The organism is Streptomyces sp. NPDC055749, assembly GCF_053617235.1.
Map to the genome: position 1 here is coordinate 1 of NZ_JBSHFH010000029.1, position 13,727 is coordinate 13,727.

The 13,727-nt window shown below is 71.0% G+C and carries 13 protein-coding genes; 4 read left to right on the forward strand and 9 right to left on the reverse strand.

What is annotated here, in order from left to right:
• Positions 1-94: 94 nt before the first annotated feature.
• A complete protein-coding gene (locus tag ACWGO0_RS21760; RefSeq protein WP_453537309.1) occupies positions 95-733 on the reverse strand; it encodes a TetR/AcrR family transcriptional regulator in 639 nt (212 codons plus the stop codon).
• 165 nt (positions 734-898) lie between these two features.
• On the opposite strand from ACWGO0_RS21760, the gene ACWGO0_RS21765 reads away from it, so the two are divergent.
• A complete protein-coding gene (locus ACWGO0_RS21765) occupies positions 899-1,729 on the forward strand; it encodes a phosphatase PAP2 family protein (protein WP_453537312.1) in 831 nt (276 codons plus the stop codon).
• Positions 1,726-2,685, forward strand: coding sequence for a hypothetical protein (locus ACWGO0_RS21770; protein WP_453537315.1), 960 nt, complete (start codon positions 1,726-1,728; stop codon positions 2,683-2,685). The genes ACWGO0_RS21765 and ACWGO0_RS21770 overlap by 4 nt, the downstream gene beginning before the upstream one ends.
• A 38-nt stretch (positions 2,686-2,723) precedes the next feature.
• Here the strand turns inward: ACWGO0_RS21770 and ACWGO0_RS21775 are convergent, their stop codons facing one another.
• Both ACWGO0_RS21775 and ACWGO0_RS21780 read right to left on the reverse strand, forming a co-directional pair.
• The gene (locus ACWGO0_RS21775; protein ID WP_453537317.1) at positions 2,724-3,266 is read right to left on the reverse strand and encodes a PadR family transcriptional regulator; all 543 of its coding nucleotides are present in this window, start codon (positions 3,264-3,266) and stop codon (positions 2,724-2,726) included.
• A 33-nt stretch (positions 3,267-3,299) separates the two neighbouring features.
• Complete coding sequence (locus ACWGO0_RS21780) at positions 3,300-5,315, reverse strand: oxidoreductase (protein ID WP_453537320.1); 2,016 nt, start codon at positions 5,313-5,315, stop codon at positions 3,300-3,302.
• A gap of 197 nt (positions 5,316-5,512) precedes the next feature.
• Here ACWGO0_RS21780 and ACWGO0_RS21785 point away from each other — a divergent pair, with 197 nt between their 5' ends.
• Positions 5,513-6,046, forward strand: coding sequence for a DoxX family membrane protein (locus ACWGO0_RS21785; protein WP_453537323.1), 534 nt, complete (start codon positions 5,513-5,515; stop codon positions 6,044-6,046).
• Between the two features lie 48 nt (positions 6,047-6,094).
• Here ACWGO0_RS21785 and ACWGO0_RS21790 read toward each other — a convergent pair whose 3' ends face one another.
• From ACWGO0_RS21790 to ACWGO0_RS21815, 6 genes are all read right to left on the reverse strand, one after another.
• Positions 6,095-6,931 carry a class II fructose-bisphosphate aldolase gene (locus ACWGO0_RS21790; protein WP_453537326.1) on the reverse strand — a complete coding sequence of 279 codons (837 nt, stop codon included), beginning with the start codon at positions 6,929-6,931 and terminating at the stop codon, positions 6,095-6,097.
• 130 nt (positions 6,932-7,061) lie between these two features.
• Positions 7,062-7,838: an ABC transporter permease gene (locus tag ACWGO0_RS21795; protein WP_453537329.1), complete on the reverse strand. Its 777-nt coding sequence runs from the start codon at positions 7,836-7,838 to the stop codon at positions 7,062-7,064.
• Positions 7,835-9,385 (reverse strand): ABC transporter permease subunit, encoded by a 1,551-nt coding sequence (locus ACWGO0_RS21800; protein WP_453537332.1) that lies wholly within the window; start codon positions 9,383-9,385, stop codon positions 7,835-7,837. The genes ACWGO0_RS21795 and ACWGO0_RS21800 overlap by 4 nt, the downstream gene beginning before the upstream one ends.
• Positions 9,382-10,335 (reverse strand): ATP-binding cassette domain-containing protein, encoded by a 954-nt coding sequence (locus tag ACWGO0_RS21805; protein ID WP_453537335.1) that lies wholly within the window; start codon positions 10,333-10,335, stop codon positions 9,382-9,384. The genes ACWGO0_RS21800 and ACWGO0_RS21805 overlap by 4 nt, the downstream gene beginning before the upstream one ends.
• Before the next feature lie 123 nt (positions 10,336-10,458).
• Positions 10,459-11,160 (reverse strand): response regulator, encoded by a 702-nt coding sequence (locus ACWGO0_RS21810; protein WP_453537338.1) that lies wholly within the window; start codon positions 11,158-11,160, stop codon positions 10,459-10,461.
• A complete protein-coding gene (locus ACWGO0_RS21815; RefSeq protein WP_453537341.1) occupies positions 11,157-12,389 on the reverse strand; it encodes a sensor histidine kinase in 1,233 nt (410 codons plus the stop codon). The genes ACWGO0_RS21810 and ACWGO0_RS21815 overlap by 4 nt, the downstream gene beginning before the upstream one ends.
• Positions 12,390-12,634: 245 nt before the next feature.
• On the opposite strand from ACWGO0_RS21815, the gene ACWGO0_RS21820 reads away from it, so the two are divergent.
• Positions 12,635-13,726 carry an ABC transporter substrate-binding protein gene (locus ACWGO0_RS21820; protein WP_453537344.1) on the forward strand — a complete coding sequence of 364 codons (1,092 nt, stop codon included), beginning with the start codon at positions 12,635-12,637 and terminating at the stop codon, positions 13,724-13,726.
• The last annotated feature ends 1 nt before the right edge of the window (position 13,727 follow it).

Consider the following 13,727-nt stretch of genomic DNA (forward strand, 5'->3'; position numbering starts at 1 on the left):
GTCACCGGCCGGCCGGACGGTGCGCCGCCCCCGTCCCCACGGTGCGGCGCGGGCGGGCCGCCGTCCTCCGCTGGGGACGGACGGCCCACGTTCATCAGGGCCCGCTCGGGGCCGCCTCCGCCGGGCCGAGCCCGAGGGCGGGAAGGATCGAGCTCTCCACGAAGCGGGTGAGGTACGCCTCGTCGGCGTACCGCCCCTCCAGCATGGGCCGGGCCCGCATGACGCCCAGGAGCTGCGTGGCCACGAACTCGGCCGCGGGGGCGTCCGCCGCGATCTCGCCGCGCTCCCGGCCGCGCCGGACCATGCCCTCGATCGCGGCGATCTGCGGCAGGATCAGCGCCTCGCGCAGGGCGCACAGCAGCTCGGGGCTCTGCAGGGCGGCGTGGCTCAGCGCGTGCGACAGCGGGGTGTCGCGTCCGGACGCCGCACCGATGGCCCGTGCCGCCTCGCGCAGATCACCGGCGAGTGTGCCCGTGTCGATGGGCGGGAGCAGCATGCGTCTGGTGCCGTGCAGGGCCGCCACGACCAGCTCCGGCTTGGAGCCCCACTGGCGGTAGAGCGTCGACTTCCCGCACCGGGTGCGTGAGGCGACGCCCTCCATGGTCAGCGACTCGTAACCGCTCTCCCGGATCAGGTCCAGCACAGCCGCGTAGAGCTCCTGCGCCCGCTCCGGCGTGATCTTCGACCGGCGGGACGTGGCTGCTGATTCCTGCACGGGCTCGTGCGACGGCATGTGCTTTCCCTCTCAGCGACGGTGCGACGAGGTCCTTCGATACGCCAGTGTACCGATACGCGGGTGTTCCGATACGTTCGCGTATCGGTACACTGGCGTATCGATACGGCATGGACTGGACCATGCCGCCGTAACAGCGCTTCGTCAGCAAAGGGGCACCGGGTGATGTACGCCCGCAGACAGCCTGCAGAACGGGAGCCGGACACTTCTGCCCGACCGCCCCTCGTCCGCGAGCTTCTTCTCGTCGCGGGACTCTTCCTCGTCTACAAGCTCGGCCGGCAGGCCGCGAACGGACACGTCGAGGAAGCGTTCCGCAACGCCGGACACGTCTGGGACCTCGAGCGCGCCGTGCACCTCCCCGGCGAAGGAGCGGTGCAGAGCCTGCTGCTGCACAGCGAGACGCTGGTCCACCTGGCGAACACCTATTACGCGACCGTGCACTTCCCGGCCACGCTGCTGTTCCTGGTGTGGCTGTACTGGCGCCGCCCGCGTCACTACGTCTGGTCGCGCCGCGTCCTCGCCGTGCTCACCGGCGCTGCGCTCGCGCTCCACCTGCTGTTCCCGCTCGCCCCGCCCCGGATGCTGGACGCCGCCGCGCTCGTCGACACCGGTCAGGTGTACGGCCCGACGGTGTACGGGGACACGCCCGCGACCGACTCCATGGCCAACCAGTTCGCCGCGATGCCCTCGCTGCACTTCGGCTGGGCCGTGATGGTGGCCGTCGGCCTGATCGTCGCCACCCGCTCCCGTTGGCGCTGGCTGTGGCTGCTGCATCCCGCGGCCACGCTGCTCGTCATCGTGGGTACCGCCAACCACTACTGGCTGGACGCCGTCGTCGTATCGGCGCTGCTCGCCGTCGCGTTCGCCGCCCTGCGGCTGCCGCGTCCCACGCGGTCCCGGGTCTATCTCCCGTGGCCCTCCGCCGCCGACGTGGCGGTGCCCGCAGCGGCAACGGCGCCCGTGACGGCGCTCGCGCGGGCCGGAGCCCCGCGATGAACGCCACGCTCATAGCGGTCGCGCTGTCCCTCGTCTCCGCCGCCGCCTACGCGCTGGCCGCCGTCGCCCAGGCCCGGCTCGCCGGAAGCGCCGCACCCTCCGACGGGGTGCTGCGCATGCTGGGCCGGGGCGCCTGGTGGTCGGCGGTCGGTCTCAACGCGGGGGGCGCACTGCTGCACGTGGTCGCGCTCAAGTACGGTCCGCTGACCCTCGTCCAGCCGCTGGGCGCGCTCACGCTCGTCGCCGCGGTCCCGCTCGGCGCGCGCTCCGCGGGACGCCGTGTCAGCCGGACGGAATGGCGCGGCACGATCCTCACCCTGCTCGGCCTCGGCGCGCTGCTGCTCGCCGCGGGCGGCGGCGCCGCGCACGAGACGCTGACGCTGCCCGAGGCCCTCGGCGTAGGGGCGGCGACGATGGCGCTCGTCGCCGTACTCGGCAGGCCCGGCACCCGGCCCGGCCTGCGCCATGCCACGGCGGCCGGCATCACATCGGGTGTCGCGTCGGCGCTCACCCAGACCCTGACCGTCGCCGTCACCGACCACACCACGGGGCCGCTGATCAGCTGGCGCCTGGTGACGGTGGCGCTGCTCGTCTCCGCCTTCGCGATGGGAGGTCTGCTGCTGGCCCAGATCGCGTTCCGCGGGGGCCTCGGCGCACCGCTGGCCGTCGTCACCCTGGCCAATCCGGTGGCCGCAGCCGCTGTCGGCATGGCCCTGCTGGGGGAGCGGCTCCAGGGCGGGGCGATCAGCCTGGTTCCGGCACTGCTCGGCACCGGGGCCGCCGTGCGCGGTGTGATCCTGCTCAGCCGGGCCACCGCGGAGGCCACGGTGCCGGGCGCGGACACGTCTGCCCCGGCCGTGGGCTCACCGTCGCGGGTGATCATCGGCAGCCCCCGCACGCTCGACCGGCCGGTACTGGGTGCAGAGGCGGTTACGTCTCCAGTGGGCGGCCCGTAGCCCCGCTGAGCGCTGCCTGCTGCCCGCCGTCTCCCGCCTCAGTCGCCCGCGAGGATCGGCTCGTCGGCGAGGGCCCTGGTCAGCCAGCCGATCCAGAAGGTCTCCATGTCGATTCCGCCACGCAGCACCAGATGCCGCAGCCGGTCCTCCTCGGCGGTCCGCTCGGGCGGGAAGTCCCGCTCCTCGATCCGCAGATACTCCTCCAACTGACGCCGGTGCAGCGCGAGATGCCGGCGCAGTTCGGCCCCCAGCCCGTCCGCCCCGACGACCGCCGCCGCCCGCATCCTCAGCAGCAGCGGATCGCGGACCGGCCGCGGGTCCTCGGGGATGGCCACCCAGGCCGCGAGCTCCTCGCGGCCCGCGGGCAGGACCTCGTACTCCTTCTTCTGCCCACGGGCCGGCTGAGCCGACGGCAGGGCCCGGATCTGCCCGGACTGCTCCAGTTTCCCCAGCTCGCGATAGATCTGCTGGTGCGTCGACGACCAGAAGTAACCGATCGACCGGTCGAACCTGCGCGTCAGCTCCAGCCCCGACGACGGCTTTTCGAGCAGGGCGGTGAGAATCGCGTGCGGGAGTGACATGAAGTGCATCCTAGGGAGGGACGGGCCCGGCGGTCACAGCGCTGCGGCGAGCTCCGTGCCCTGGCGGATCGCGCGCTTGGCGTCCAGTTCGGCCGCCACGTCGGCGCCGCCGATCAGGTGCACCGGGCGGCCCGCGGCGACCAGCTCCTCGTACAGCCCGCGACGCGGTTCCTGGCCCGCGCACAGGACCACGGTGTCGACGGCCAGCACGTGCTGTTCGCCGTCCACGGTCAGGTGGAGACCCTCGTCGTCGATGAGGTCGTAGGACGCGCCCGCGATCATCGTGACGCCGCGGTGGCGCAGTTCGGTGCGGTGGATCCATCCCGTGGTCTTGCCGAGACCTGCCCCGACCTTGCTCGTCTTGCGCTGGACGAGGTGCACCGTGCGCGGCGGCTTCGGGCGCTCGGGGGTGCGGAGTCCGCCCCGGTCCGCGTACGAGGTGTCGACGCCCCACTGCCGGAAGAACACCTCGGCGTCCAGCGAGGCCGCGTCGCCGCCGTCCGTGAGGAACTCGGCGACGTCGAAACCGATACCGCCCGCCCCGACGATCGCGACCCGGTCGCCGACCGGCGCCCCGTCCCGCAGCACGTCCAGGTAGCTGACCACGCTGGGGTGGTCCACGCCCGGAATCGCAGGGGAGCGGGGCTCGACCCCGGTCGCGACGACGACCTCGTCGAAGTCCGCGAGCAGCTCCGTCGTGGCCCGCGTGCCGAGCCGGACCTCGATGCCCTCCTCGCTCAGGCGCGTACGGAAGTAGCGCAGGGTCTCGTTGAACTCCTCCTTGCCGGGGACGCGGCGCGCCACATTGAGCTGGCCGCCGATCTCGTCGGCCATGTCGAACAGCGTCACCGCGTGCCCGCGCTCCGACGCCGTGACCGCGCAGGCCAGACCGGCCGGACCGGCACCGACGACGGCGACGCTCTTACGGGTCCGGGTCGGCAGGAGCACCAGCTCGGTCTCGTGGCAGGCACGCGGATTGACCAGGCAGGAGGTGATCTGGAGGCTGAAGATGTGGTCCAGGCACGCCTGGTTGCAGCCGATGCAGGTGTTGATCGCGTCCGCGCGGTCCGCCGCCGCCTTCGCGACGAAGTCGGGGTCCGCGAGGAACGGCCGGGCCATCGACACCATGTCCGCCCGGCCCGCGGCGAGGATCTCCTCGGCGACCTCGGGGGTGTTGATGCGGTTGCTGGTCACCAGGGGTACGGAGACGGCGCCGCGCACCTTCTCGGTCACCCAGGTGAAGGCGCCGCGCGGCACCGACGTGGCGATGGTGGGGATGCGGGCCTCGTGCCAGCCGATCCCGGTGTTGATGATCGTGGCGCCGGCTGCCTCGATCTCGCGGGCCAGCTGGACGACCTCCTCCAGCGTGGAGCCGCCGGGCACCAGATCCAGCATCGAGAGCCGGTAGATGAGAATGAAGTCGGTGCCGACGCGCTCGCGGACACGGCGCACGATCTCCAGGGGCAGCCGGATGCGGTTCTCGTAGCTGCCGCCCCAGCGGTCCGTGCGGTGATTGGTGGCGGAGACGATGAACTCGTTGATCAGGTAGCCCTCGGAGCCCATGATCTCGACACCGTCGTAGCCCGCGCGCTGCGCCAGCTCGGCGGCCCTGACGAAGTCCTCGATGGTCTCCTCGACCTCGTCGTCGGTCAGCGCGTGCGGGGTGAAGCCACTGATCGGAGCCTTGAGCGCGCTGGGCGCGACCAGGTCGGCGTGGTGCGCGTACCTCCCGAAGTGGAGGATCTGCATGGCGATCCGGCCACCGGCCTCGTGCACGGCATCGGTCACCTGCCGGTGCTGATCGGCTTCCGCCTCGGTCGTCATCTTCGCGCCGCCCGGGAACGAGCAGGCGCGGGCGCTCGGCGCGATGCCGCCGGTGACCATGAGGCCGACCCCGCCCCGGGCTCGGGCCGCGTAGAAGGCGGCCATCCGCTCGAAGCCGCGCTCGACCTCCTCGAGACCGATATGCATCGATCCCATGAGCACACGGTTGGGGAGGGTGGTGAACCCGAGGTCCAGCGGGCTCAGCAGAGTGGGGTACGGGCTCATCCGGCGTCTCCTCGCACAGTGTCGTCGAGCCAGTTGTAGACCACACGGACGGCATTGTGCAACAAGTTGCATAATGACGTACGTCGCACTCGTGGCGGGTGCGGCGCCCGGACGGAGTATCACGACAGCACCCGGGCGGTCGGCTCGGACGACAGTGGATGCGTACCGTTCCGCACCGCCATCTCCGGGAGAAACCCATGGTCTGCCTCAACCGACGTGACCTCGGCCTGCTCGTCCTGCGCGTCGGCACGGGTGCGGTCCTCGCCGCGCATGGCACCCAGAAGCTGGCCGGCTGGTTCGGCGGCGGCGGTATCGAAGGCACCACGGCAGCCATGGAGGCCATGGGCTTCCACCCGCCCAAGCACAGTGCTGTCGCCGCCGGACTCGGCGAGGCGGGCGGCGGTGTCCTGCTCGCGCTCGGCCTCGCCACTCCGGCGGCCGGTGCCGCCGCCGCCGGTGCGATGGCGGGGGCTGTCGCCGTGCACGCACCCGCGGGCTTCTTCGCGATGAGCGGCGGATACGAGTACCCGGCGTTCCTCGGCTTCACGGCCGCCGCGATCGGTCTGGCCGGTGCCGGCCGCTACTCCCTCGACCATGCCACCCACCACGTCCTCGACCAGTCGTGGGTGGTGGCCCTGGCTTTCGCGAGCAGTGCGGCGGCAGCGGCGGTCGTGGTCGGCAAGCGGGCCAAGGGGCAGGCTGCCGAGGCGGCCGAGGCCGAGGAGGAGTAGGGCGCGCCGGACTTCTCGATGCTCAGGCCGTTGCGGCGGGCCGCGCCGTCACGGTGTCGCGAGGACGCCCAGCAGCCTGGCCACCTCGGACTCCACCGCCCGACGGGCCGGGCCGAGGTACTTGCGCGGGTCGGCCACCTCCGGCGCAGCGGCCAGCTGTTCGCGCACGGTGCGGGTGAAAATCTTGTTCAGGTGCGTGGAGATGTTCACCTTCGTCATCCCCGCTGCGACCGCCTTCGCGAGACCGTCGTCACCGACGCCCGACGAACCGTGCAGGACGAGCGGAACGCCGACGGCCGCCCGAAGCCGCTCGATGAGCTCGAAGTCGAGCACGGCGTCCCGGGTGAGCATGGCGTGCGAACTGCCCACCGCGACAGCCAGGGCGTCGACCGCCGTCGCGGCCACGAACGCGCGGGCCTCGTCCGGGTCCGTGCGCACCCCGGGGGCGTGGGCGCCGTCCTTGCCGCCGACCTCGCCCAGTTCGGCCTCGACCCACACGTTCGCGCGGTGGCAGTGGTCCGTGATCTCCCGGGTGGCGGCGAGATTCTGCTCGTACGGGAGCTTGGAGGCGTCGAACATGACGGATGTGAAGCCGAGTTCGACCGCTTCGTGCACCAGCTCCGTCGACTCCGCGTGGTCCAGGTGTACCGCCACGGGAACGCTCGCCGCCCTGGCGAGCGCGAGTGCCGCGAGGCCGATGGGGGCGAGGGAGCCGTGGTAGCGGGCGGTGTTCTCGCTGATCTGCAGGATGACCGGCAGCCCGGCACTCTCCGCTCCGGCGACGATGGCCTCGGCGTGCTCGATCTGTACGACGTTGAAGGCGCCGACACCGGTCCGCCGGGTGTACGCGGAGCCGGTGATGACGTCGGTCGGGCTGAGAGGCACGGGTCTTCTCCACGGAAGCGGTGGGACGGACTCTGAGTACGGTGTCGCACCGCTCCCGCGATGTCAATAACTGCTCGATTGGAGCTGCTTACGAACAAGTGCAAGCATGATGTCGGGGGGGGTGTGAACCTCAGACGTCTCGCGAGTGCAGCACCGCGCCGCCGACTGCGAGCGCGCCGACGGCCCAGAGCGCCAGCACACCGAGGCCCTCCCAGGGGCCGATGGGGAGCTTGTCGACGCCGAGGGTCGTCTGCACGGAGAGGCCGGCCGGCATGGGGGCGATCTGTTGGAGGTGCCGCTGCCATTCCGGGTCGGTGATCACCTGGCCGAGGACCGGGAAGAAGAAGAGCAGTCCCATGACGATTCCGATGGCTGCAGCCGAACTCCGCACGATCAGCGCGACGCCGAGGCTGAGCAGCCCGACCAGGACCAGGTAGAGGACGGAACCGACGGCGGCGCGCAGCGTCGAGGTGTCGGCCAGTGACAACGCCTCGTACCCGTGCGCCTCGGTGAAGCCACGGCCCGGCTGCACCATCCCGCCGATCAGCAGTGACCCGAGCACGCCGACGGCGCCCGTCGCCAGCAGCACGGCGCCGAGGACGGCCGCCTTCGAGAAGAGGACGGTCAGCCTGCGTGGCACCGCCGCGATCGTGGTCCGGATCATCCCGGTGCTGTATTCGTCGCCGGCCATCAGCACCGCGACGATCGCGACGACGACCTGGCCGGCTATGACGCCGGTGAGGCTGAGCCTCGTGGCGTCCTGTCCGCAGCCCACGCCGTCACAACGGGAGGTCATCGCCACCGCGGCGCCCACCGCCAGGGTCAGGGCCACGACACCGAGCAGCAACCACGTGTTGCCGACGTCCGTCCGCAGCTTCGTCCACTCCGCGCGTCCCGCGTACCTCATGCGTCCCTCCGGCGGATCAGGACCCAGGCGGCGGCGAACGCGACCGCCGCGTAGGCGCACAGCACTGCGAAGCCCGCCCACGGTGCCAGCGGGAAGTAGCCGTGCGCCGGCGAGTAGACGGTGACGACCTGGTCGTAGTGTTCGACGCTCTGCTGGATGGCGAACCCGGCGGCCGGTGTGACCTTCAGCAGCCAGTCCGATGCCGCCGGGGGCAGGACGGACGCGGTGGCGAGCAGGTAGGGCAGCACCATGCCGACGACCACCAGCGTGATGGCCGCGGCGCTGCGGCGCAGGACGGCTCCGACGGCCAGCGCGCACACACTGGCAGCCGCGAGCAGCAGGCCCGTTCCCACGACGACCCGCAGCTCGGTCGCCGAAGGCACCGTCAGGACGGGAAAGCCGTTCGCGAGGGACCGCGCTCCTCCGAAGGGCACCATGACAGCGGCTGCGATCGTTCCGACGAGGAAGGCCGCACAGCCCACCACAAGGGCCTTCGCCACCAGTACGCGCCCCCTGCGCGGGCTGGCAGCGAAGCTGACGCCGATCAGCCCTCGTCGGTACTCGACGGTCACATAGCCCGCGGCCACGACCACCATCATGATCAGTCCCGCGAACGCGCCGACCAGGAAGTTCGAGACGATACGTACGCCGCTCGCGGCCGGTCCGCCGACCACCGGCGCGATGTCTCCGGCCCCGGTGATGGTGTAGCCCGTGTCCGACGGGATCACGTGGCCATTCGTCGACCGGCTGTAGCTTCCGCTCGTACCGGCACTGTCGCTGACCTGCCGGTCCTGCCAGGCGTCGCCGCTCCAACCGCCGGTCAGGGCGGGGGCTCCGAACGTGCTGGTGGCGACGGCGGGGATGAACCCCGTTCCGGTACCGGTCTCCTCCGTCGCCGACGGCGAGGCCACGAACAGCCCGACCTGCGGCGACTCCGAGAGCCCGGCAAGACGCGCGGTACCCACCTCGGTCCAGGCGCTGCCGTCCGCCGACTGGTAGCCGGTGACGGTGTCGCCCGAGCGCTGCAGCCGGAGCCAGCGCGGCGCGTCGGCCGGCACCGGGCCGGGCAGCCCGGCCGTGTCGTGCGTGTAGTCGTACTGCATCCGCACACCGTGGTCTCCGGTGACCATCATCGACGCGTACGACGACCCCGGTTCGAGGGAATCCTTGACGATGATTCCGGCCTTCGCCCAAGGCGCGAGACCGGGCCGGTCCTCGGTAGGTGTCGACGCGACCTGACCCGTCAGCGAGGACACAGCCACCGTGATGGCGCCGTCGCCCTTCAGCGGCTGGTGCATGAAGTAGAAGGCGTCGTTGACCGCCTCGCCGCCGGGACCGACGGGCAGTTCGGACGCGTCCAGGCCCCCTTCGTTGCTCGCCGCCGTGGCGAGCAGTCCGACCAGGCAGATGGTCAGCAGTGCGCCGACCGTGCCGAGCACCCAGCCGCGTACCGTCCGGAACTTCGTCCACTCCGCGTGCAGTACGCGTCCGAAGCCGCCCCGTTCCGGACGGTCGGAGGCCGCCGGCGGCGTGAGCGTGCCGGTCATCGTCCGGCCTCCTCGGTAACGACCCCGCGGTACTGCACGGCGTCCCGGGTGAGTTCCATGTACGCCTCTTCCAAGGACGCGCGGTGCGGAGACACTTCGGAGAACGGCACCGAGTTCGCCCCGAGCACGGCGACGACGTCCTCGGCCGGCAGATCGGTGACGCCGATCGTCTCGCTTCCCGTGGAAGTCACCGTGGCACCGGCCCGTGCGAGCACCTCCATCGCCCGCGTACGAGCCGAGGTACGCAGCGTCACGCGACCCTCGGAAACGGAGGCGAGCAGCTCGCGCACGCTCATGTCGGCGACGACCTTGCCGCGCCCGACGACGATCACATGGTCGGCGGAGCCCTGCAGTTCGCTCATCAGGTGACTGGACACCAGCACGGCTCGGCCCTGTTCGGCGAGCGACGCCAGGAAGCCCCGCATCCACATGAAGCCCTCGGGGTCCAGGCCGTTGAACGGCTCGTCCAGCATGAGCATCGGCGGGTCGCCGAGCAGCGCCGCCGCGATGCCCAGCCGCTGCCGCATGCCCAGGGAGAATCCGCCAGCCCTGCGCCGGGCCACGTCCTGGAGGCCCACCCTGCGGATCGCCTCGTCGACCGCTGCGGTGCCGAGGCCCTGCGAGTGGGCCAGCCACAGCAGATGGTGACGGGCAGTCCGGCTCGGCTGTACGGCTGCCGCGTCGAGCAGCGCGCCGACGTGCTTGAGCGGTGTGCGCAGTGTTCGGTACGGGCGCCCGCCGACCAGCGTCGTCCCCTGATCCGGCGTGTCCAGACCGAGGATGACACGCATCGTCGTGGACTTCCCCGCACCGTTCGGGCCGACGAAACCGGTGATCTGTCCCGGCCTGACGACGAACGACATGCCGTCGAGAGCCTGAGTGCCGCCGAAGCGCTTGTAGACGTCCTTGACCTCGATCACAGCTTGCGATCCATCGATCGTCATCTCCATGGAAGAAGGCTAGGAAGAGGGAGGGGCGCGGGTCGTCACGGAATGGAGCGAAGCCTCGCGATGCTCGTACGAGGGAGGGCGCGGACCGCCGTCCCCCGCAGGGATGAGAAGAGGTCCCCGGCGCTAGTCGGTCCTGCGGTTGCCCGGGACGACAAGTCCCGTTTCGTACGCGGCGATCACGGCCTGGGTGCGGTCGCGCAGGCCGAGCTTGGTCAGGGTGCGGCTGACGTGCGACTTCACCGTCTCCTCCGTGACGACGAGGCGGGCGGCGATCTCCGCGTTGGACAGACCCTCCGCGACGAGCAGCAGCACCTCGGTCTCCCGCGCCGTCAGCGCGTCGAGGCCCGGCGACGGCTGGACCCGGGTCCTGGCAGGCAGCCGCGTGAACTCACCGATCAGCCGACGGGTGATGCCGGGGTCCAGCAGGGCGTCTCCGGCGGAGATGACGCGCACGGCGTCGAAGAGCCGCTCGGCGGTGGCGTCCTTGAGCAGGAAGCCGCTGGCTCCGGCGCGCAGCGCGTCGTAGACGTACTCGTCCAGATCGAACGTCGTCAGGATGAGGACGCGTGGTGCCTGCACACCGTCGGGCACATCGCCGACCAGCTGCCGCGTGGCCTCGATGCCGTCCATCTCGGGCATACGGATGTCCATGAGGACGACGTCCGGGGACACCTCACGGCAGACGCGGACCGCGTCGACGCCGGTGGTGGCTGTCCGGACGATGGTGAATTCCGGCTGGGAATCGAGCAGCGCGGCGAATCCGGTGCGGACGACCAGGTGGTCGTCCGCGATGACGACGCGGATCGGTCGTTGCGGGGAGCTCATACGGCCCGTTCTGTCGTGGCGGGGAAGCTGGCTTCGACGACGAATCCCCCGAAGTCCGCGGGACCTGTCCGCAGGAGTCCACCGACGGCTGCGACCCGTTCCCGCATGCCGAGCAGGCCGTGTCCTCCGTCCGGCGCCGCGGCCGGCGGTCCGGGGCCGCTGTCGCGGACGCTGAGGTGCAGGGCGTCGTGGGCGTAGTGAAGTTCCACGTCGACCGGGGCCCCCCTGGCGTGCTTGCGGGCGTTGGTGAGGGACTCCTGGACGATGCGGTAGGCGGCGAGCTCGACTCCCGGACCCATGGGGCGCGGGGCACCGCTGAGGATGAGTCGGATGGTGGCTGCTGAGGCCACCCGCGCCTCGTCGAGCAGGTCGTCGAGCTGCGTCAGGTCGGGCTGCGGCCTCCGCTCGCCGCTCGTGGCGGACCCGGTGTCGTCCCGCAGTACGCCGAGCAGGCTGCGCATCTCCGTGAGGGCGGCACGGGCGGTGTCGCCGATGCCGAGCAGCCGCTCGCGGCCCTGGGCGGGCATGCCGGTGGTGGCCACGCGCGCGGTCTCGGCCTGGACAGCGATCATGGAGATGTGGTGACCCACGACGTCGTGCAACTCGCGCACGATACGGGCGCGTTCCGCCTTGGCGGCGTTCTCCCACTGGGTGCCGACCATGACCTCGCGTACGGCGTCGTGTTCCCGCTCCCTTCTGCCCGAGCGCCGGGCGAGTCCGGCGAAGGCGGCCACGGGGGCCAATGAGGCGAGGAGCACCACACGCACCCGGTAGCCGGTGTCGGCCGGTCCGGCGAGGGCCAGTGCGAGGAACGGTGCCGTGAAGAGCATCGCGGCCAGGGCGTGTCCACGGCGGCCGAGCCGGTACTGGGCGACCAGCTGAGCGGCGAAGCCTGCCAGCGTCAGCGTATGGAAGATCGTGAGCGAACCGAAGCTCGCAGCGGTCACCGTGAGTCCGGCGAGTACGGGCCGCAGGAGGACCAGCGGTGGCGCCGTGCACAGGCACAACAGTCCGACGACCATGGCGAGTTGGACCCCGGCGGCGCCGCCGCTCTGGGCCGTGTCCGAGAACATGCGGGGGATCGACCCGCGGTGCGCGACGAACTCGGCGAGCGACTCGGCGACGGCGAGAACGCACAGTGACGAGACGAAGACGGCGTGGCGCGGGAGTTCCGCGGCGCGCCGCGCAATCCCGGTCCAACTGTCCCGCCAGGCAGTCGCACGGTTCACGCAGGTCATTATGGCAGCGGGCCCCTGCACGGCCGTCCCCCGCGACGGTGATCACCTACTCCCTCGTGCGAGGGACGGACGCGTCGCTCGCACGAGGGAGCAATCGGGGGACCGGGCTGCCCGGGGCCCGCTTGCCGGTCCCGGGGTTGCCGGTAATGTCGATATGTAGGCCGTATGGCCGTATGCGCGTCCTCGTTGCCGCGTTGTCCCGGTGAAGGGGAGGCGTCGCACGAAAGGAGCCTCCCATGACCCGTACATTGCGGGGCGCGATAGCCCTGGCCGGAGCGGCGGCCCTGTCCCTGGGCGCGGTAGCGACCACCGGGGCGGCCGCACCGGGCGGGAACGCCGCGGCACAGGACGAGGTGAAGATCGGGCTGTTGCTGCCGGAGAGCAAGACCACGCGGTACGAGAAGTTCGACCGGCCGTACATCGAGCAGAAGATCAAGGAACTGGCGCCGGACGCCCAGATCGACTACTACAACGCGGCGGAGAGCGCCACCACCCAGCAGCAGCAGGTCAACACCGCCCTGGCCAAGGGTGACCAGGTGCTCATCCTGGATGCCGTGGACGCCAAGTCGATCCAGTCCTCCGTGCAGAAGGCGCGTGACGCCGGTGTGAAGGTCGTGGCGTACGACCGCCTCGCGCAGGGACCCGTCGACGCCTACGTCTCGTACGACAACAAGAAGGTCGGCGAGCTGCAGGGCAAGGCCCTGCTGGACGCACTGGGTGACAAGGCCGCGGACGGCGAGATCGTGATGCACAACGGTTCGCCGACCGACCCGAACGCCGCCGAGTTCAAGGCGGGCGCGCACTCCGTCCTCGACGGCAAGGTGAAGATCGGCAAGGAGTACGACACCCCGAACTGGGACCCGAACAACGCCAACCAGCAGATGTCCGGTGCCATCAGCGCACTCGGCAAGGACAAGATCGTCGGCGTCTACTCCGCCAACGACGGACTGGCCGCGGGCATCGCGACCGCTCTCAAGGCCGCCGGCATCAATGTGCCGCTGACCGGCCAGGACGCCCAGCTCGACGCGATCCAGCGGATTCTTCTCGGCACGCAGACGATCACGGTCGAGAAGCCGTACAAGCCGGAGGCCGACATCGCGGCCACGATGGCCGTCAATCTCGCCGAGGGCAAGGAGATCCCCGACTCCCTGACACCCACCACCGTCACAAGCGGCAGCGGGGACAAGGTCCCGGCCAACCTGCTGACACCGGTCGTGGTCGACAAGGACAACATCAAGGAGACGGTCGTGAAGGACGGCCTGTACACGGTCAAGGAGATCTGCACCCCCACCTACGCCGAAGCCTGCAAGAAGGCCGGCCTCGAGTAGC

What these genes read in the sequence shown, in the direction of transcription:
- ACWGO0_RS21760 (WP_453537309.1), bottom strand. Translation starts at nt 733, where the DNA reads ATGCCGTCGCACGAGCCCGTGCAGGAATCAGCAGCCACGTCCCGCCGG.
- ACWGO0_RS21765 (WP_453537312.1), top strand. Translation starts at nt 899, where the DNA reads ATGTACGCCCGCAGACAGCCTGCAGAACGGGAGCCGGACACTTCTGCC.
- ACWGO0_RS21770 (WP_453537315.1), top strand. Translation starts at nt 1,726, where the DNA reads ATGAACGCCACGCTCATAGCGGTCGCGCTGTCCCTCGTCTCCGCCGCC.
- ACWGO0_RS21775 (WP_453537317.1), bottom strand. Translation starts at nt 3,266, where the DNA reads ATGTCACTCCCGCACGCGATTCTCACCGCCCTGCTCGAAAAGCCGTCG.
- ACWGO0_RS21780 (WP_453537320.1), bottom strand. Translation starts at nt 5,315, where the DNA reads ATGAGCCCGTACCCCACTCTGCTGAGCCCGCTGGACCTCGGGTTCACC.
- ACWGO0_RS21785 (WP_453537323.1), top strand. Translation starts at nt 5,513, where the DNA reads ATGGTCTGCCTCAACCGACGTGACCTCGGCCTGCTCGTCCTGCGCGTC.
- ACWGO0_RS21795 (WP_453537329.1), bottom strand. Translation starts at nt 7,838, where the DNA reads ATGAGGTACGCGGGACGCGCGGAGTGGACGAAGCTGCGGACGGACGTC.
- ACWGO0_RS21800 (WP_453537332.1), bottom strand. Translation starts at nt 9,385, where the DNA reads ATGACCGGCACGCTCACGCCGCCGGCGGCCTCCGACCGTCCGGAACGG.
- ACWGO0_RS21805 (WP_453537335.1), bottom strand. Translation starts at nt 10,335, where the DNA reads ATGGAGATGACGATCGATGGATCGCAAGCTGTGATCGAGGTCAAGGAC.
- ACWGO0_RS21810 (WP_453537338.1), bottom strand. Translation starts at nt 11,160, where the DNA reads ATGAGCTCCCCGCAACGACCGATCCGCGTCGTCATCGCGGACGACCAC.
- ACWGO0_RS21820 (WP_453537344.1), top strand. Translation starts at nt 12,635, where the DNA reads ATGACCCGTACATTGCGGGGCGCGATAGCCCTGGCCGGAGCGGCGGCC.